This window comes from Mycobacterium liflandii (genome assembly GCF_022354805.1).
In the GTDB taxonomy this organism is placed as follows: Bacteria; Actinomycetota; Actinomycetes; order Mycobacteriales; family Mycobacteriaceae; genus Mycobacterium; species Mycobacterium marinum.
In genome coordinates this window covers 4559649-4578226 of sequence record NZ_CP023138.1, presented here as the reverse complement: position 1 = coordinate 4578226, position 18578 = coordinate 4559649, and the positions used below count along the sequence as shown (strand labels likewise).

Genomic DNA, 18578 nt, shown 5'->3' with positions numbered 1-18578 from the left:
CGTCGGTGCCAGCTTGGCCTCCGATGTCGCGGCACAAGGGGCCGGTGTCCGGGCCACACACGCGACCACGGAACACCCGATCGCGCAGTCGACTAGCCAGGGTCCTGCTCATTTGCGCCGTTTCCGGCATCGCGGCATGCGGGCTGTCCGGCGCAACGGGTGTCGGAATGCGCAACGCGCCAGCGCGGTAGGGCTGCGGGTTGGTTGCGCTGCAACCAGTCGACCATGCCTTCGCGGACCGCGCAGCGCAGGTCCCACAGGGCGCCGGCATTGGGCGCACTGACCAGTATCCGCACCCGCACGTGGCCGCCGACGGCGTCGGTCACCTGCAACGCGCCAACGCGCTGGTCCCAAAGTTCGCTGCCGGCCAGCTGGCGCTGTAGTTCGGCGCGCATCGCCTGCAGCCCAACCGCGAAGTCGACGTCGAGTTCGACGGTGCCCAGCAGTTCGGTGGCATTGCGCGTCCAGTTCTCAAATGGTGTCGTGGTGAAGTAAGTGGTGGGCAAGACCAGCCGTCGCTGGTCCCAGAGGTTTACCACCACATAGGTCAGCGTGGTCTCCTCGATGCGGCCCCATTTATCCTCGAGCACAACGACATCGCCGACGCGGATGGCGTCGGAGAACGCTATCTGGATACCGGCGAAGACCGCACCGAGCGAGGTCTGCGCGGCAAGACCGGCCACCACCGACAGCACGCCCGCGGAGGCCAACAGGGCGGTGCCGAGCGCGGCGAAGGCGGGGAAGGTCATCAGGGCCGCCGCCAGACCCAACAGCACCACGGCGGCCACCGCCAGCCTGCGCAGCGTCGTCACCTGGGTCCGGATCCGTCTGCGGTGCAGATCGGCATCGGTCATCGTCGCGTCACCGCCACCGAACTGATTGATCGCGCGCCGCTCCGCGACGAGCACCAGGCTGGCCACCAGCCAGGTGATGGCGGCGATCAACAGCAGCACCAGGGTGTGGTCAACCCAGCCGTGTGAGGCCACGGCACCGTGCACGGAACCGTGTACCGCGACAATCGCGGCAATCACCATCAATGTGACCCGAAGCGGCTTGCGGGTAAGCGGCGCGATATCGCCCAGCAGTTCGCTGCGCCGGCCGATGCGTTTCAATATCCACGACAACAGCACGCCGAGCAGGTAAGCGCCGACCAGCGCACCGCCCACCCACGCCAGACTCACGGCGACACTAGCCGCGGATGGGACCTGAGACTGCTCCGGCATCGCGTGCGCTCACCTTCCAAACAAGATTCACGGGTCGCTGGCGACCGTACGGCAGCGCCGCCCAGCCGTCACCCGATGGTGTCATCGTCGACGCGGATGAACCTAGGCCGACTCGGCCGGCGCCGGGTCGCTCGCGCGCTCACGCCACTTGCGGTACTCGCGCCGCGCGGTGACTGCCCCGACGATCGCGGTCACGCACCAGACGGTGATGGCCGCGTACGCCAGCCAGGACGACAGGTTCATGATGGTGGCACCCAGCGCGGTGTAGACGAACGCGCGCGGCGCAGATCCGATGAGCGACCCGACGATCATCTGCCACAGCGGTACCCCAAAGGCCCCGAAGGTGTAGGAGGCCAGTGCGTCCGAGATGCCGGGGATGAAGCGCTGGCCAACCACCGCCCACAGCCCCTGACGTTCGATCCGTGCATCGAGACGATTGGCGCGGTCGGTGCCCAGCAGGACACGGGCGCTGTCCCGGCCCGCGCGCCGGCCGAGCAGGCTGGCGACCACCGCGGTACCCACCGTCGCGCCCAGGGTCACGAATGTGCCCAGTACCGGGCCGAACAGCACGCCGCTGCCGGCCGCCAGGATCGGACCCGGGACGAACATCGCGCCGAGGACGGTCGACATCACGACATACGCCAGCGGCGCCAGGGGGCCCGCCGCCGTGATCGCGCTACGGATCCCCGCGATGTCGATGACACGGGCCACGGCAACCAGATAGAACATCCCGAGCAGGAAACCGGCGAACAGCGCGAGCCGCACCAGGTGACGCCCCCGGCTGGCAGTTGGGGGCGCAGGATCGGTCGCGGTGTCGGTCATGGTGATATCCATCCTGCCGCACCACGCGCACGCCGATGAACCGGCTGGTGGGGCTAGGTTGCCACCTCGGCTGCGAAGGTGCCAGACGCCGACGTCCACTTGTCCGCGATGTCGAAGTTGCCGCAGACCCGGTTACCGTCGGTGACCAGCTGGGCCTTGCCCTTTGCCTGCGACATCTGCACCGTCGTCCGTCCGGTCACCCGGATCGAGAGATCGAACGTGTTGGGGTCTTTGCGGTCGCTGGAGGTCGTATAGTCGCCTTCCCCGGCATTCTGCGCGCCGTTGGTGAACTCCAGCTTGAGGAACGCCTCATCGGCCGCCAGTTCAATCTTGCGATCCTTGAGATCCGCCAGCGGACGCTTGGTGGTGCCGATGTACACCACGATGGCCCTGCCGTCACCCCCAGGCCGGCCAGCGGGCGATCTGCCGCCGCGTAGACGGTGGACCAATTGATCCCATCCGGGTAGCCGCCGTTTGTCGAGCTGACGTTGACCGCGGTCGCCGCGGGGCATTCACCGCCGCTGGCCTGGGCCGTGGTTGTCGAAGATGCCCCGCTGGCCGTCGACTGGGTCGGCGTGGTTGGTCCGGACTTCGTCGAGTCCGAACCGCAGCCGACGGCGAGGAAGCCGGGGGACAGGAGCACCGCGACCGCCGCCGCTCGTACTAGCGCAATATGCATGCTTTCTCCTACTTCTTGAATTTCGGATTGGTGCATGAGCTGGTGCCCGGCCGGTCGCCAAACCACGGTCCAGCGATTGGGCGGGCAAAATGTCTGATGCCCGGCGTACCCACAGCGGGAATGCTAATCAGCTCGGGCGCCGAAGGATAAGACCCTACCCCGGGAGGGTATCGGTGTGATGTTCCCTGGTTGCGGTGCGGCAGTCGATCCGTCGGGGCCCGACCGGCAAGTCGACGTGCTGTAGGTAGGACGGATTCGTCGTCCGGCCGGCGCGCATCCATTTCCGTGGGCGTATCTATCGCATGGATGATGGCCCGCTGGTTTCGGATTCAGGTTCATCGCGGCGCTCGGGCCGGGCATTCACCGGCCGGTCACCAGCTTGCCGGGTCGGGTTGATGCCCGGGCCGGTGACACGGGATCGAAGTCCGTATGCGGTTGACCGGGGTGCAGATGCGAGGTGGGATGGTACCCGCGAAACGACCGCCACCGACGGCGTTGGGTTTATGCAGCGGTGGAGTTTGCAAAACTTGAGCAAATCCTCACGGCACACGTCCACGCCGGCATTGGGCGGATATCGTTGGGCCTTTGAAGAGCAAGTCTTGCAGTGACAGGGTGCTCTGGGTGGCGCCAAGTTCGGCGACGGGAGGAAGCGACAGTTGCACCTCGTAGACGACGATCTCTTTCTTGTCGACATCCCGGCAGGTGAGACTGACGCGCTCGCCCGCCCCGTCGCCCAGTTCGGCAGCGATGCGCTCGCGTATCGTGCCGAGCGACAGTTGCCGGCCCTGCGCCTTCTCGAACACCGGATCGAGGATCCTGCCGAGCTGGTCGGCGAGTGTCACGGCATCGCTGAAGTAGACCGCCGGTGTGACGCCGGAACAGCTGCCATGCGCATACCACTCGTGCGGCACCATGGCCTTGATGTCCGACATCATCGACTGCAACTTCGATTGCACGTCCTGCGGCAGATCCAGCGACGCGATGTCGGTATCGCGTAGATGGTCACGAGCCCGACCTTCGTCCGCTGTTGGCACGTCGCAGAACTGTTCGGTTGGGGGTTGGGGCCAGAGCCCGTGCAGGATCAATGTCCGCCCCAACTTCTCGACGTGACCGGATCTGCATCCGGAGTTGTTGCGCTCGACCCGGCACAGGCTGGGGCCCCAGGTCATCACGAGCAGGCTCGAGCTGCTGTTGCCGGGTTGTTTGGAGGGTGGCGGCGAGCGGTCCACCACGAGCAGGCCGAAGGCGACAGCCGCGACGACAATCGCCGCGAGACCGGCCGATATCGAAAGTACAGCCTTGTCGCCTCGCCGCAGTTGCATGGTCCACTCTTCTCAGCGGTGTTGAGCGGGAGATTCCCGCACTCGCCCAAACCAGTAACGCAGTACAGCTTTTCACGTCCGTGTGTCAACGTTGGTGGATCGCCCGCCAAAGATCACATGTGTTTGCCGCAGCCGACGAGCTTGCGGCGCCGGAAACGCGTCTCGTGAACGAGATCGATCGCTGGTTCCAGCGCAGAGCGCGCCGGGAAGGCCGCTTGGTTTCTCTCTACACGAGCCTGCTCACCGGCCGGATCTTCGCCTACTTCCGTTACCGGCTGCGGTCCGCGTTCCTGCTCGACACCAGCCGATTCGCCGTTCACGTCATCGAATTCCTGCTGCTGCTCTCCAGCCTCGGCGGGCTGGCCGTGTTTACCGTCATGGTGCTGCGAATCGGCAGCCTGATCGCCGGTGGCGGCTGGTGGGGGCTGCTCGAAGTCATGCGAGAGCGGCTGAGGGGTTTCTTCCGGGCCGGGGACCGGGACGCGGCCGAACGCGAAATTGGCTCTTGGTTGGTACTTTCGGTGATTGTCGCCGTGGTCTTGATGATCGGTGCCGGTGCTGCACTGACGTTGTTGCGCCCATCCGGCGACGACTCGATTGCGCACCTCTATGCACTTCTGGTGGTCCTGGAACTGGCGCTCGGCTTTCCGGTCCGAGTGATCCATTCCGGGATCTATGCCACCCGGCGCATCTACCGGCCCAGATGGCTGATGCTCGCTCCCACCTTCGTCCAGCTGGGAATCCTCACCGCCGGCCTCTACTGGTATCCCACCGCCGCGATCATCATTGCGATCGTCGCGTCCAACGCCATCGGCATTTGGGGCACCGTGCACTTCACCCTCGAGGTCTATCGGCTGACCGGGCTGTGGCCGAAGCTGGGGGCACCCTGGTACGCATTCTGGCGGCTGCTGCCCAAGATCCCGCCCTGGCTTGGTCTGCAGACAACGCTGTCGGGACTTGTGTTGCGCATGGACGCGATCATCGTGCTTGCCATTGTCGGCGTGTATGGGACAAGCACGCGATCGTTTGATCTCACCGCCGGTGTAGCGGCGCGGCGGCACGTCGATGTGTTCCAGTTCTTCTATTTGGTGCTGCCGTTGTTTTGCGGCGCCTTCGAGGGCGCGGGGCTTTTCTATTTCGACTTCGTCCGACTGCGCAGTATCCCCAGGGCTCCGGCGTTGTTGATTAGCAGGCTTGTGAGCTGGGGAATTGTGGATTGAGGAGGTCTAGGCGGCGGTTGGCGGTCAAAGCGGTGATCCGGCAGGCTTCGGCGATGTTGTCGGCGCCGTTGAGGCGGTGCAGATTGATCGCGGTGTTGCGTAGCGTTGCTAGGACCTGTGCGCCGTTTCCGGTATGTGCCCTTTGACGGTCTTCGTCGAAGGTGACGTCGCGTATCCAGTGCAGGCTGTTCTCGATTCCCCAGTGTTGACGCATCCAGGTCATGATCGCGGTAGGGCGGGCGTGCTCGAACGGCAGGCTGCAGATGGCATAGACCACCTCCACGCTGCGCTGGTCGGTGGCGGTGATCAAGCGTTCACGAGTGATCCGGATGATTTGTTTTGCGTAGGGGAAGCCGATTCCTCGTGCAGCGGTGATGATTTGCAGGGTGCGGGTCTCGACACGGCCGTGGCCGCGGGAGTCGTCGGTAGCGGCTGCGGGCACCTCGGCCCAGGGCAGCGCGGTGATACGCGCAAGTATTTTGGCTTGGTTGGACTTGACGATCATCAGGTAGTGCGACTTCAAGGTGGCGCAGATCAACTTCGCGGTGACGACCTGGGTATGCATCGCATCCACGGTGACCAGCCACCGCAAGCTACCCGGCAGCAGCGTGAGCAGGGCACGTACGCAGGGAATTTCATTGCTTTTCTCGGCGACAGCGAGTTGACCGAGCACCAATCGGGCACGGTGGGCGAACACCGACACGAGATGCGTGGCTGTCGCTTTGGCGCGTAAAGCACCACGCAGCATCTTGCCGTCCAACGCGATCGGCACCAATCCACTGGGGTCGCTGCTGGCCACGTGTGCAGTGAAGTAACTGCCCATCCTGGCGTTGAGGTCGGCGGGGTCTAGCCGAGACAAAACAGCGCGGAAGGTCTTCTCACTGGGCCGCCGGAACCGGACCCCTAATTAGGCCAACACATCATCGGGAGCGGTGGCCGCCCATGTGGCAAAACCAGCATAGCCGCGCATCCCCGCGGCAGTGGCCAGAACCGCGATCGCCAACAAAGCCATCAGCGAATACCTCCGACCGCGTGGGTCCCTCGGGTCTGGCACCGAGGCCAACACATCGAGAAACTCCGATCCGATGAGCTCACTGCGCTCACCAGGACTCCAGCGGTCGAACACCTCTGGAACCGACGACACAGGCAATACTGAAACGGTAGGCACGGGCAACTCCAGACCAACGACGAACAGTAACCAACTCGATCGTTCTCCAGATAGCCCGTGCCTACACTCCGGCCCCAATAGCGCGGCACCAAAGATCATCAACACAGCTCACAAGCCTGCTAATCAACAACGCCGGAGCCCTGGCAGTATCCCGGCGCTCAGGGAATGTCGGCTCTTCTTCTTCCACCGGCTCCTGATGATGACGCCGCTCATCGCCCTGTTCTTCTGGTCGCTTGCCGCCGTGCTCGGGACCTATGTCCTGCACGACATTCCGCTGAGCTTCCTGTTTGCGTTGCTTCCGCTTTTTGTCGTGCGCAGTTTGATCGGGATGTACCAGATCCGGCTGTTCGCCGAAGGCCGCTTCGGCACCCACCTCTTGACCATCGTGTTGCTGGCCGGCTTGTTGTGGCTGGTATGGATGGACCGCAACCCCGCCTCTGACCTGATTCAGATCACCGCCGCGCTGATCGCCCAACTCGTCGTGCTGATCGACCTGCAGCATTATCGAGACCGCCGCCCACCTGCGCCGCCCACGCTGCTGATGCTGGGGGACTGGATGCGTGCGCTCGCCCGTGAGCAGGGGCCAGTCCTGGTCGGCAGCATCACCATCCCGGACTCGATCGCGGCCAAGCAGAGATCGGCCGCGGTGGCGCTGATGCGGCAAACATTCAGCGGTAAAGGGCATTTCGCGTTTCGGTCGGCAACGATTCTTGTCTACTACCAGCGAACCGCGAACGGCGATACCGCACAGCAGCCCCACCTGGCGCTCCAGGCGATCACCGGGGGCGCTGCCAACCGCGGCAACTCGTTGGGCATGCCGATGACTACCGGAGCGGCTGCCCTCGACCGTCTGATCGCCGAAAAATGGATCCTGCCAATGGACGATGTGACATCGCAGTCGGGTGATGTTGAAACGCTGTGCGCCGAGTTTCATGTGCTCTTTCCGGACGGCATCGTTTTCGACCTCGACACGTTCGCGGGGGCACGAGACATGCGCAATCTCGACCACGGTGTGTTGACCGCGGCGTTGCCCGCGGCAATAGCGAGCCTCGAGGGCGGCTCCATCGTGGTTCCCTTGGCTGATCGCCTGCTCACGCCGCTGTATCACGATGGCAGGCTGCGTCGGCTCATGCTGCTGCCTCCCGACCCCGAACCCGCGGTGTTCAGGCGCTGGCTGCAAACCATGAAGGCCTGGCGGTTCAGCTGGGGCACCATGGAGACGGGGCTGGGCCGCCATGGTTGAACCCGTTGACATCGAGCGACGACTGGCGGATCCGAAGACCTACGAAGACGCTATTCTGCAGATCTTCTCCAAGAAGCGCCGGCGCGGGTTGGCCTTCGGTGAGGCGGCCGGCGGCGTCACCTACTTTGGCACCGCAAGCCAGCGGCGCACGCTGTCGCGGGCGATAGCCCGCGGTGTCGGCAGCGGCCGATACCGACCGCAGCCGGTCGACCTCTGGATGCTCGAGACCAAAGGGAAAGTCCGCGCCGCCCACACGCCCGCGTTCAGCGATCACGTCGTGGGTTCGGCTCTGTTTCAGCTGCTTTCGCATAATGCGCGCTGCTACGGCCTGCCCGGCGTCTACTCCTATCTGCCTGGCCTGACGAATGTTGCGGCGGTGCGTGCTCTTGCCGGCTATGTGCGAGCTCACCGCCACCGGGTGGGCGACAAAGGCCCGCCGCTGTATGTCTTGCAGTCAGACTTCGAACACTACGGCGACAATCTGCCGGTCGGTCCGGACGCGGCGCTGTGGCCAACGCTGCGCGAGATCGCGACCCTCGGTAGTTCGAAGGGCCGCATCGGGGTTCACACCTGGGACCTCATCACCGCGCTGGCCCGCCCCATCGTGCGCGATGAGAGCGGGGCCCAGTTCACCCGGCGCTACGGCGTCGCGATGGGAACACCGCTTGTTCCGGTGCTGGGCAATCTGGCGGTCATACCCATGGACCGGGCGATCGTCGGTATCGAAGGCATCTTTTACGCGCGGTACAACGATGACTTCCTCATCGCTCATCCTGACCTCGCGGCGCTGCACGAGGCGGATGCGCGAATCGATGCGTTGCTTGACGAGTTGGGCGTCAAACGCAAGCTCGCCAAAGAGCTTCGCACCACCCTGAGCGCGACCGGCCAACCGTGCGCCTCCGATCCGGCCTACCGCGGCCGCAACCGGATCGACTGTCTCGGGATGTCCGTCACCCATGCCGGGACGATGGCGCTGGCGCCTCATCGGCTGCGTCGCCTCGTCGGTCGGATCACGACGCGCCTGGACGCGACCGGATCGGCCCTGTCGGGAATGCCGGCCGAGGAACGGGCGCGCCAGCTCGTCGAGGCCACCAACGTGATGCTCGATGTCACGAATCCCTTTGCGGTTTCCGGCCTATCGGCACTGCTCGAGACGACAACGGATCGGGGAGTGCTCAATGACGTGGATTTCCGCATCGCGCGCAAGATCGTCCAGGTCGCCACGGGCCGGCCGGGTGTGCACGGCTTTCGGCTGCTTCCGCCCAGGACGCTGCGGCACCAGATGGGCCTGGTTTCGCTCGTGCAGGTGCGCAACTTGCGGTGATTGCCGGCATGCGGTTCGATCATGGGGAGGGCGCGGACCCCGCTTTCATGCGGCTTTTTTGAGGGACCACAGAGGCTACGGCTTTCGATCCCTCACTTTTTCCGTTTTTTCCCGCGTCCTCTCTTGCGCGCTGCCGGGTTGCGCGTCGGCCAGGGGCCGGACCCGATGACCTGGTCCACGGTCGGTGCGAGCCCCTCTTCGACGGGCTACGACGGGTAGCGGTGTGGCGTTGCTAGAACAGGGCGGTGCCTTTGAAGCAGGTGCTCGTCGCCCCGCTGACCCAAACGACACCGTCTGGATCGGTGGTTATCGATATTTCTCCGGCTCTGGCCAGACGCGCCCCTTGGGAGACTGTGTAGCTCAGCGGCGCGGTGCCCGTGCTGGTCAGCCACTGGGCGACGCCGGCGTTCATGCTGCCGCACACCGGATCTTCGGCGACCCCGACCCCGGGAGCGAAGGTGCGCAACTCAAACGCGTGTTCGGAACCCGACGGGTAGGCGCCGATCGCCCCCACCATGGCAGCGGACATCTGTGAGAAGTCAGGTTCAAGGTCGAGCACCTCTTGGGCGGTGGCCAGTTGCACGACCGCCCATCCGGGACCGTTGTCAACCCATTGGTGGGCCAGCACCTGGTCGCGAGCAATGCCGAATGCGGCGACGATCTGCGTCAGATAGGCCTCGTCCAGATCGCCCGTGCGTCGCATGGGTGGGGCGGCGAACGACAGCATGCCGTGATGGCGACGCAGTTGCACCAGGCCTGCGCCACACTCCTGCACGATGTGATCCGCACAGCCTGGGCTTTCGCGGTGCTCGAGCCAGGCATGCGCCGAGCCGAGGGTGGGGTGACCGGCGAAAGCAAGCTCCCCACCAGGAGTAAAGATCCGCAACTTGTAGTGGGCGTTCGGGTCTTCGGGCGGCAGCACGAAAGTCGTCTCCGAGAGGTTCGTCCAGCGGGCGACGCGCTGCATCGTTTCGTCGTCCAGCCCGGCCGCGTCGAGAACGACCGCGACCGGGTTACCCATATATGGCGTCGCAGAGAACACGTCGACCTGAGCAAAATCATATGAACGGGCCACCGGCGTTGGGCCTTTCGGATATCTGGCTGGCAAGGATTCGCCGCCGATCGTAGTTGGCCCGAGCGGGCCCTAGATGGGCCTACCCGGGTGTCTGGACTCGTCGCGGGGTTTCGGCGCCCCGCATCAACAGACCCAGGACAACGGCGACGATCACCAGAGCGGGCACATCACCGGCCAGGTGGCCGCGCTCGTGTGGGTCGCCGATCGCCTGCGCGGCCATGATCGCGGCGTGAACGACGCTCGATACCACCGTGAACCAGATCAGGCTGCGGTGGGCCAGCGGATCTCGTGCCGCGATCAGAAGGAAGACTCCAAGTGTGGTGTAGATGCCGATGATCATCGTCAGGTAATGCGATGACCCGTGACCCCAACTCCAGCCGGATGGCCAGATGATGGTGAGGGGGTAGACGGCGAAGGTGAAGATCAAGCCGACGGCGATGAGCGCCGCCCGTAACAAGTTGGTCCGATTCTGGGTGTTCGTGTCGAGGTTCGGCATCGCGCGACGCTTTCGGTTACTGCCATTGAGACATCAATTTTACGCCGGTTCAGCGCGCACCGGGATAGTGGTTATACTGACTAAGTATTTTCGGCTTCGATATCGGAGGGCGCATGCCACGCACAGACAACGACAGCTGGGACTTGGCCACCAGTGTGGGGGCGACGGCCACGATGGTGGCGGCGGCGCGGGCGATCGCCACCAATGCCGACGACCCCTTGATTGCGGACAGGTTCGCCGAACCGCTGGTTCGTGCAGTCGGCGTGGACTTCTTCACGCGCTGGGTCACCGGCGATCTGGTGGTAGCCGACGTCGACGATACGGAGTCTGGTTGGCAGCTAGCGCAGATGCCAGATGCGATGGCCGTGCGGACTCGCTTCTTCGACGCGTTCTTTCAGGATGCGACCCGCGCCGGCGTCCGTCAGGCGGTGATCCTGGCGTCGGGCCTGGACGCGCGCGCCTACCGATTGGATTGGCCGGCCGGGATGACGGTTTTCGAGATAGACCAGCCGGAGGTGATCGCGTTCAAGACCACCACGTTGGCGGGGCTGGGCGCAGTACCGCGAGCCGACTTGCGCACGGTGGCCGTGGATCTGCGTCAAGACTGGCCGAAGGCCTTGACGGAAGCGGGTTTTGACGCCGGTCGCCCTACCGCGTGGATTGCCGAGGGCCTCTTCGGCTATCTCCCTCCGGAAGCTCAGGACCGACTGCTGGACAACATCACCGCGCTCAGTGCCACGGGCAGCCGGCTGGCCTGCGAGGCGATCCCGAACAGGCCGCAGCAAGACGCCGAAAAGGCGCGGGAACTGATGCGCAAGGCCACCGCCAGATGGCGTGAGCACGGGTTTGAGCTGGAGTTCGGTGATCTCGGCTATGAGGGTGACCGAGCGGATGTGGAGTTGTATCTGCAAAACCTGGGCTGGCAGTCGGTCGGCACCCAGATGAGTCAGCTGTTGGCCGACAACGGTGCCGCGCCGATCCCGCATAACAATGACTCGGTGACCATGGCAGACACGATCTACTACAGTTCGGTCCTGACCGCATGACGACGGTGCCGCGCCGGGGCTTCAACGACGCCGTCACGGGGATCTGGAGTTTGTTGGCCCCGGCCTACGACTTGGCAATCCTGCAGCAATGGGTATATCGCCCGCCCCATGACGAGGTTCTCGCCCAGCTGCGCGCCCACAAATCTCGCAGGATTGCTGATATTGCTTGCGGCACTGGCATTCTCAGTGCTCGGATCGAGCGCGAACTGCACCCTGACGAAATCTACGGTGTAGACATGTCGCACGGGATGCTCGACCAGGCCCGGGCCAAATCCGATCGGGTGCGGTGGCTGCGCGGCCCGGCGGAGCAACTGCCGTTCGATGACGGCGCACTCGATGCCGTGGTTACCACCACCGCATTTCATTTCTTCGATCAGCCGGCGGCGCTGCGGGAGTTTCATCGAGTCTTGGCCCCCGGCGGCCTGGTGGCCGTCTCGTCCCTGAGCGCGCGCCAGCCCCTGCTGCAGCTCCCAGCGGCCAGCAAATGGAAACCCCAGCACAGCCCGTCGCCGGCCGAGATGCGGGCACTGTTCGAAGGCGCGGGGTTCACGATCAGCGATCAGCACCGCGTCCGTCGGCCGGTCTGGACGCGGCTGGTGCCTGATCTGATCACCGTCGGCACCAAGAGCTGACCGCGTTTCGGTCGCGACGGTTCTAGCGTTGCGCGGCCAGATAGGCCAGCCAGCCGCGGTAGGCGGTGATGTCGGTCGCGTCGCTGGTTGCGTCCTGGGTGGCCGTGAAACCGACCACCTCGCTGCCGTTTTCGAGTTCGATCGCGGTCAGCGCCATGGGTGGTGGTAGCGCGGCCAGGAAGCGCCCCAGGCCGGCTTCCGAGATTCGGTAGAGCTCGCCGCGGATGCCGGCGCCGGCGCCGGGATCGGTGCGCACGAGCGCGGGTTTGGCGGGCGTGGTGTCCAGGACGGTCAGGCGGTAGGCGTCGCTGGTGGTGATCGGCCCGCAATAGCGGGCGCCCAGCTCTTGTAGTTGGGGGTGCAGTGGCTGTCCGCGCAGATGAGCCCCGAAGACGGCCAGCTCAACCCCATGATTGACCAGCAACGGGGTGCTGACCCCGCTGAGGCGGGCCGCAATGTCGATGGCGACCTGGTCGCCGAAGGCCGCGGCGATGAGCATGACACCGAACGGCCTCGCGTCCGGCAGTGGTGCGGCGGGGATGGCGATCGCGGCCAAGTCCAGCAAGTTGCAGAAGTTGGTGAAGTTACCCATCCGCCGATTGATCCCGGCCGGATCGGCCGCAACGGCGGCCAAACTCGGGTGCTCGGTGGTGGTGGGTAGCAACAGTGCGTCGAAGCGGCCCAGAAGTTCGGCCGCAGCACCGCGCGCATAGGCGAGCGCGTGTAGGTCCGCGGCGAAGGCGGCCCCGGTGGTGGAGCGCGCCGCGGTGATGATGGCGGCCACCGTCGGATCGGCGCCGGACGGGTTGGTGTCGAGGAATTCTCCGACGGCCGCGTAGCGTTCGGCCACGATTGCGCCGTCATAGAGCAGGCGGGACCCGCACAATAATCCCCCGAGACAATCCCCCGAGACGGCGGCCCGCGGGCGTGGCCTTGCGGTTACCCGTGCGATCCGAGACCCCGAGCCCGGTGCGCGCGGGCTCATCAATCACCGGTCGATCCGCTAAACCTGTTGAACAACTGAATGTTTGGACGTCTTGGCGAGTTGGCCATTGCGCAGCGATGTCGTCGCGAGGTGAATCGCTTGTGCTGCGAGGTTGGTGGCCGTATCGGGTGGGGCAGGCGTTGGCCGGATGTCCCGGCCGGCAACGGATGCATTTTGCCCGCCTTGCAGCGACAACCGACGAGTAGGGTCCAAGCAATGACTCACCACCCGAAACGCCTGCTCGTTACAGTTGTCGGTGCGTTCGCGGCCGGCGTGCTCGCCCCGGCAACGGCTCACGCCGACATCGTCGGCTTCACGTCGCCCAGCGGCAACATCGGCTGCATGATCGACTCTTCGTCGGTGCGCTGCGATGTCCGTGACCGCACCTGGTCGCCGCCGCCGAAGCCCGCCGACTGCGAGTCGATGATGAATTATGGGCAGGGCATCGTGCTCACCGCCGGTCAGCCCGCTCGATTCGTCTGTGCCGGTGACACCGCGCTGGGCGGCGGGCCGGCGCTGGCCTACGGCGACAAGATCACCAAGGGATCGCTGCAGTGTGAAAGTGAGACGTCGGGGGTGACCTGCCGCGATATCGGCGACGGCGGAGGTTTCTCGATCTCACGCGACGGCTATCAGCTGTCCTGATCGGCTGCCCACGAAGGATAGCAGTCAGGGGTCGGCGCAACGGGTGGCGGTCTAGGGGAAAGTCACAACGATCTTGTCGGCCGTTCCCGGTGCGGTGGCGGCGGCAAGGGCATCCTGCACGTTGTCGAATGCGATGGTGCGGTCGACGATCAATGCATATCTCTGCCAATCGGCGACGATGTCTTTGGTGACGTCGAAGATTTCGGTGGGGTAGCCGATCGATCCCACCAGGGTGATCTCGTGGCTCATCACGGTGACCAGATCGACCTCGACCGGCTTCTTGTGGACGGCCACGATGCCGATGGTGGCCCCCTTTTTCGCGTTGGTCAGCGCGCTGTTGACGGCCGCGGGCGCGCCGGCGGCGTCCAGGTAGATGTCGGTGCCCGCCTTGCCGGGGAACAGTGCCTGCCCAGGACCGTGCAGATCGATGAGCCGTTGGGTGAGATCTTCCTCGGCGGAATTGATGACCGCGTCGGCACCCACTTGGAGCGCCTTGTCCAGGCGGGACGGGATGAGATCAGCGACCGCGACGTGCGCGGCGCCGACCGACTTGAACGCCAGCACCGCGCCCAGACCGATTGGGCCGGCACCGTAGATCAGGATCTTGTCAGAAGGCTTTGGCTTGCATTGGTTTACAGCATGGCGGGCCACCGCCATCGGCTCGTTGAGCGCGGCCACTTCGAACGGTATGTGCTCGGGAATGACCTCCAGGCTTACCCCGCGCACCGCCTCCTCGATGAGGAGATAGTCCGCCAGCGCGCCACTGGCTCCGCTGTTGCCGATGATGCCGTTGGGGGCGGCCATCGGATTGATGACGACGTGGTCACCGACGGCTAGGCCAGATACCCGCGAGCCGACCGCGACCACCTCGCCGGCGGGTTCGTGCCCGAGCGGCATCCGGCCTCGATGGGGCGGTAGGCCACCGATCGAGATGTAGAACGAATCGGTGCCGCAGATTCCGCAGGCGCGGATCTTGACCAACACGTCTTTGGGCCCGACCTGCGGGTCGGGTGCCTCGATGACGTCGGTGTGGCCCGGGGTCGTCACCACAGCGGACCTCATGCGCGTGCTCCCGTCGTCAACGGATTCTGGATTTGTCGGCCCGGGTGAGCGACCGTTTGGGGCCGCCCCGGCGGCTACGCCCACGTGGCGACGGTCCAGGCTGCCACCGAGCCTGCTCCCGAACGCTGCAAGGAGTCAATCCGCGAGAGAGGATAGCCAGGATGGCTCGAGTTCGATGGTGGCCGTATTGGCAGGACGTTGATGGCAGCGCCGGCAGTACCGGCGCTGCCCGCACCGGCGCCACGAACCCGAGAAGACCGGCCATCGCGGTGGCCGAACGGATGGTTGCGGGTGCGCTGGTGCTGCTTCCCAGCGCACTATTGTTGCTGCGCCTGGGCCAACCTTTCGCGATCTCGGCGATGGCGAGCACAACCGCTATCGTCCTGCACTCACCGAACCGTTACCGGCGCAGACCGCACGTCATCGCCAGCTGCTATGCCACCGGGTTGGCGATCACGGTCCCCATCACGTTGATCGGCATGCTCACCTCCATGTCCGGGCTGCTCGCGTCGACCACCGCCGCGGTGGTGGTCGTGGCGGCGCCCGTGGGCCGCGTTCACCCACCAACCGCGTGCATCCCGCTGGCGATCACCAGATCACCGGGACCTGCCGCGATGCTGCTCGGATGGGTGACGTTTGCCGTCGTCGCGGTGGGGTTTCTGGCCGCGTTGTGGATGATGCTGATGCTGGCGACCCGGCGGCGGTGGTGACAGACTCGGCTTGACCTCGGTAGGTTCACCGGGGGAATGCCCTGGTAACGCCGGTGGCGGGGTACTGCTAATCTGCCCGCTGGCCAAGACGATTCGACCAAATCCGACGACCAAATCTGACAAGGAGACCGCCATGCCAGTCACCGTGACACTCGAACTCAGAATCAAGCCCGAGGCTGTGGGTGCGGCACGCGATGTCCTGGGGCGAGCGCTGCAAGATACCCGGGCCTTCGACGGAAACCTCGGCACCGACGTGCTTGTCGACGAGGACGACGAAGCGCACTGGCTGATCTACGAGCTTTGGGACACCGTCGAGCACGATGAGGCCTACCGCAGCTTTCGTGCCGGCCCCGGACGGATAACAGAGCTGCCGCCGTTGCTGGCCGCGCCTCCAGTCAAGATCAGATACACCACCACCGACATCTGACGGGTCTTACGCAAGACGCTTCGCTGAGGTCAGTTCGAGGTCAGCCGGTACACGCGGCTGGCGTTGTCGCGCAGTATCCGAGCCTGGTCGAACTGGTCACCGAGCACCTCGCGCAGGATCGAAATGGTCTGGGGCAAAGCCACGTTGGGCTTGTCGATGGGGAAGTTCGAGGACCAGAAGGTGCGTTGAGGTCCGAAGGCCGCCTGCAAGTGGCTGGTCAGCGGCGCAGCCGCCTCGCGCAGTTCGTCGTGGCTGCGTGCTCCGGCGCCCAACACCGGCATCCCGAAGCCGCTGTGCTTGGCGACCACGTTGGGCAGTTCGGCCAGCGATGAGATGTCGTCGCGCCACCGCCCGAGGATGGCGCGGCGGTCCGCGGAGCTAGTGCCGGTGTGTTTGCCGGACGGACCGTATGCGCCCACCGGAGTGGCGTAGTGATCGAGGATGAAGGTGGTGTCGGGATATTCCCGCGCGAGCGTGATCGCGTCGGGTAATTGGTGGCCGTAGACCCACATGTCAAAGCTGAGCCCGCGCTCGGCCACCGCGGTGAAGCCGCGCCGAAAATCCGCGCTCGAGTACAGATGGGCGTTGGGCGTCCAATTGATGACGCCGCGGTCGTCGCTGTGCGCGCCGATGCAGCGCACCCCGCGCACCAACGCGCTCGCCTGCAGGTGTGCGTCCAGCAGTTCAGCGATACGTGGCGCCGACGGGTCGGCATGCACCACGATCGCGCCGAGGACCGGTGCTCCGGCAATGCCGAATGGCAGGGCGCTGACCCACTGCGTCTCGTCCACGCTGCCCAGTGGGTCTTTGGTCCGCCACCCGGCTTCCACGTGCACGACGGCGTCGACGCCGACGGGGGAGCTGTCTTGGAGGTAGTCGACCGGTAGGTAGCGATCCAGCAGGTAGCGCGGGTCACCGATGAACTCGCGCGAGGCGCGTGGAAAAAGCCGCAGCAGCGCTGGAAGCACCGCCGGCGCGCGGCGCACGATCTTCGCAACGCCGGACACTGCCCGGGGAGTGGCAAACGGGTCCCATTGGTGAACGTGGGCGTCCACCACCGTCGGTGCGCGATCCGTCACGTGACCACTTTCGCCGCTGCGCTGGTGTCGGTCTCGGGAATCGCAGAAATATGGGGGCGACCGGTCAGCGTTGGGTTCCAACCGCTGACCAGCTCAGAACATAGGCTGGACAGCAACCCGGGTGAGGAAAGAGGACGAACACAGAGGACAGGAAGAGGGGACAGGATGGTCACTGACTACAACCAGGGCGAAATCGCTGAACAGTACAAGAAGACGAAGGCGATCCCGGTGCGGACCAGGATCGAGGCCTACTCATTTCTGAAACACATTGGCGCCGTCACGGGCGAGAAGGTGGTTGACATCGCCTGCGGTGCCGGGGACTACACCCGCGTGATGCGGCGGGCCGGCGCCGCGCGCGTTGTGGGTTTCGATATCTCCGAGAAAATGATCGGGCTGGCCCGCGAGCAGGAGGCACACGAGCCACTAGGTATCGAGTATTTCGTTGCCGACGCCAGCCAGGAAGTGGCACAACAGGATTTCGACCTCGCGATCTCGGCCTATCTGCTGGTGTACGCCCGAGACCGCGACGAGCTAGCCAGGATGTGTCGCGGGGTGGCTTGCCGGGTTCGGCCGGGTGGCCGGTTTGTCACCCTCACCACCAACCCGGGCCTTTACACATTCGGACGAGTGCCCGACTACCGCAAGTATGGATTCCAGATCAAGCTGGCCGATGCCGCGTTCGAGGGCGCGCCCATCGAGTTGACGGCGTTTGTCGATGGCGCACCGCTGGTGATCGAAAACTACTACCTGCCGATTGCGGCGTATGAAGCCGCGCTGCGGCAGGCCGGCTTTCACGATTTCGTGGTGCACGTGCCCGAACTGGCGGCGGCACCTCAGGGCGAAGACGAGGGCGACTTTTGGGATGACTACCTCAACTATCCGCCCGCGATCGTCATCGAATGCGTCCGCGACTAACACGCTGGGCCGTCGGCGGGTGAGCTAGCCCGGCGTGGGTTTTTCGCCCTGGACTCGTGGCGTCACCCAGGCGAGTGCGGCGAATACCAGTGCGCCACAAAGCACATAGAGCCATCCCAGCGGAGCCTGGGTGCGTTCCGGACTGACTCCGACGATGGTCATGATCGCGGCGATGATCAGGTACGTCAGGGTGCCGAACAGTCCGCTGACCAAACCGAGGTTGCGACTGAACGCCCCGAGTGCTGCGGCCTGCGCCTGAGGGACCAACGCGCCGCACCCCGCGACCGCCAGCGATACCGCCAGCGTGATCGCCCAGGGATTGACACCAACCACGGGGGCCGACCCCAATAGCAGCGCCGCCCCGACCATGTAGAGCGTCCAGTCGGCAAATGCCAATCGGCGAAAGGCCATGCGAGTGGCCAGCATGCCGGTCGAAAAGCTGCCGAGCAACACCGCAACACCGCAACACCGACGACCAGCGCGATCAGACCATAGGCTGAGGGCG

18 protein-coding genes and 2 pseudogenes are annotated in these 18578 nt (G+C 65.1%); 9 read left to right on the top strand and 11 right to left on the bottom strand.

The genetic code is table 11. The annotated features are described in order from the left end of the window. Window positions 1–92: 92 nt before the first annotated feature. The 4 genes from CKW46_RS20405 to CKW46_RS20390 form a co-directional block, all read right to left on the bottom strand. Window positions 93–1223 carry a mechanosensitive ion channel family protein gene (locus tag CKW46_RS20405; protein WP_482052323.1) on the bottom strand — a complete coding sequence of 377 codons (1131 nt, stop codon included), beginning with the start codon at window positions 1221–1223 and terminating at the stop codon, window positions 93–95. 102 nt (window positions 1224–1325) lie between these two features. Further along, entirely contained in the window at window positions 1326–2045 is a 720-nt protein-coding gene (locus CKW46_RS20400) for a TVP38/TMEM64 family protein (protein WP_020786870.1), read from the bottom strand. 53 nt (window positions 2046–2098) lie between these two features. After that, a complete protein-coding gene (locus tag CKW46_RS20395; RefSeq protein WP_499018159.1) occupies window positions 2099–2428 on the bottom strand; it encodes a hypothetical protein in 330 nt (109 codons plus the stop codon). Window positions 2429–3263: 835 nt separating this feature from the next. Continuing rightward, window positions 3264–3953: a ribonuclease T2 family protein gene (locus CKW46_RS20390; RefSeq protein ID WP_499018158.1), complete on the bottom strand. Its 690-nt coding sequence runs from the start codon at window positions 3951–3953 to the stop codon at window positions 3264–3266. A 257-nt stretch (window positions 3954–4210) separates the two neighbouring features. Between CKW46_RS20390 and CKW46_RS20385 the strand changes: the two genes are divergently transcribed. Beyond that, window positions 4211–5266, top strand: a complete 1056-nt coding sequence (locus CKW46_RS20385; RefSeq protein ID WP_482052322.1) for a hypothetical protein — start codon at window positions 4211–4213, stop codon at window positions 5264–5266. On the opposite strand, the pseudogene CKW46_RS20380 reads toward CKW46_RS20385, so the two are convergent. Further along, a pseudogene (locus CKW46_RS20380) lies at window positions 5232–6434 on the bottom strand (ISAs1-like element IS2404/ISMul1 family transposase). The gene CKW46_RS20385 and the pseudogene CKW46_RS20380 sit on opposite strands and share 35 nt — an antisense overlap. A gap of 199 nt (window positions 6435–6633) precedes the next feature. Between CKW46_RS20380 and CKW46_RS20375 the strand changes: the two are divergent. Further along, the gene (locus CKW46_RS20375) at window positions 6634–7677 is read left to right on the top strand and encodes a hypothetical protein (RefSeq protein ID WP_240274696.1); all 1044 of its coding nucleotides are present in this window, start codon (window positions 6634–6636) and stop codon (window positions 7675–7677) included. Then, on the top strand, window positions 7670–9001 hold the full coding sequence (locus CKW46_RS20370; RefSeq protein ID WP_482052321.1) for an RNA-dependent RNA polymerase family protein: 1332 nt from the start codon (window positions 7670–7672) through the stop codon (window positions 8999–9001). Before CKW46_RS20375 ends, CKW46_RS20370 begins: the two co-directional genes overlap by 8 nt. Before the next feature lie 232 nt (window positions 9002–9233). On the opposite strand, the gene CKW46_RS20365 is transcribed toward CKW46_RS20370, so the two are convergent. Together CKW46_RS20365 and CKW46_RS20360 are read right to left on the bottom strand one after the other, a co-directional pair. Then, on the bottom strand, window positions 9234–10076 hold the full coding sequence (locus CKW46_RS20365) for a PhzF family phenazine biosynthesis protein (RefSeq protein ID WP_015356380.1): 843 nt from the start codon (window positions 10074–10076) through the stop codon (window positions 9234–9236). Window positions 10077–10155: 79 nt separating this feature from the next. Further along, entirely contained in the window at window positions 10156–10572 is a 417-nt protein-coding gene (locus CKW46_RS20360; protein WP_011740684.1) for a DUF6632 domain-containing protein, read from the bottom strand. A 113-nt stretch (window positions 10573–10685) separates the two neighbouring features. On the opposite strand from CKW46_RS20360, the gene CKW46_RS20355 reads away from it, so the two are divergent. Next, the gene (locus tag CKW46_RS20355; RefSeq protein WP_117435617.1) at window positions 10686–11618 is read left to right on the top strand and encodes an SAM-dependent methyltransferase; all 933 of its coding nucleotides are present in this window, start codon (window positions 10686–10688) and stop codon (window positions 11616–11618) included. Beyond that, complete coding sequence (locus CKW46_RS20350; RefSeq protein ID WP_020725830.1) at window positions 11615–12250, top strand: class I SAM-dependent methyltransferase; 636 nt, start codon at window positions 11615–11617, stop codon at window positions 12248–12250. Before CKW46_RS20355 ends, CKW46_RS20350 begins: the two co-directional genes overlap by 4 nt. A gap of 22 nt (window positions 12251–12272) precedes the next feature. Here the strand turns inward: CKW46_RS20350 and CKW46_RS20345 are convergent. After that, a pseudogene (locus CKW46_RS20345) lies at window positions 12273–13139 on the bottom strand (allophanate hydrolase-related protein); the annotation flags it as partial. 312 nt (window positions 13140–13451) lie between these two features. On the opposite strand from CKW46_RS20345, the gene CKW46_RS20340 reads away from it, so the two are divergent. Continuing rightward, complete coding sequence (locus tag CKW46_RS20340) at window positions 13452–13880, top strand: DUF6636 domain-containing protein (protein WP_015356375.1); 429 nt, start codon at window positions 13452–13454, stop codon at window positions 13878–13880. A 51-nt stretch (window positions 13881–13931) separates the two neighbouring features. Here the strand turns inward: CKW46_RS20340 and CKW46_RS20335 are convergent, their stop codons facing one another. After that, window positions 13932–14942, bottom strand: coding sequence for a zinc-dependent alcohol dehydrogenase (locus tag CKW46_RS20335; protein WP_036426471.1), 1011 nt, complete (start codon window positions 14940–14942; stop codon window positions 13932–13934). Window positions 14943–15103: 161 nt separating this feature from the next. On the opposite strand from CKW46_RS20335, the gene CKW46_RS20330 reads away from it, so the two are divergent. Then, the gene (locus CKW46_RS20330) at window positions 15104–15652 is read left to right on the top strand and encodes a hypothetical protein (RefSeq protein ID WP_482052320.1); all 549 of its coding nucleotides are present in this window, start codon (window positions 15104–15106) and stop codon (window positions 15650–15652) included. 133 nt (window positions 15653–15785) lie between these two features. Next, window positions 15786–16079 (top strand): putative quinol monooxygenase, encoded by a 294-nt coding sequence (locus tag CKW46_RS20325; RefSeq protein WP_012395157.1) that lies wholly within the window; start codon window positions 15786–15788, stop codon window positions 16077–16079. A 29-nt stretch (window positions 16080–16108) separates the two neighbouring features. On the opposite strand, the gene CKW46_RS20320 is transcribed toward CKW46_RS20325, so the two are convergent. Then, a complete protein-coding gene (locus CKW46_RS20320; protein WP_482052319.1) occupies window positions 16109–17158 on the bottom strand; it encodes an amidohydrolase family protein in 1050 nt (349 codons plus the stop codon). On the opposite strand from CKW46_RS20320, the gene CKW46_RS20315 reads away from it, so the two are divergent. Beyond that, on the top strand, window positions 17159–18073 hold the full coding sequence (locus tag CKW46_RS20315; protein ID WP_238559398.1) for a class I SAM-dependent methyltransferase: 915 nt from the start codon (window positions 17159–17161) through the stop codon (window positions 18071–18073). Between the two features lie 24 nt (window positions 18074–18097). Here the strand turns inward: CKW46_RS20315 and CKW46_RS20310 are convergent, their stop codons facing one another. Then, entirely contained in the window at window positions 18098–18526 is a 429-nt protein-coding gene (locus CKW46_RS20310) for an MFS transporter (RefSeq protein WP_252872307.1), read from the bottom strand. Between the last annotated feature and the right edge of the window lie 52 nt (window positions 18527–18578).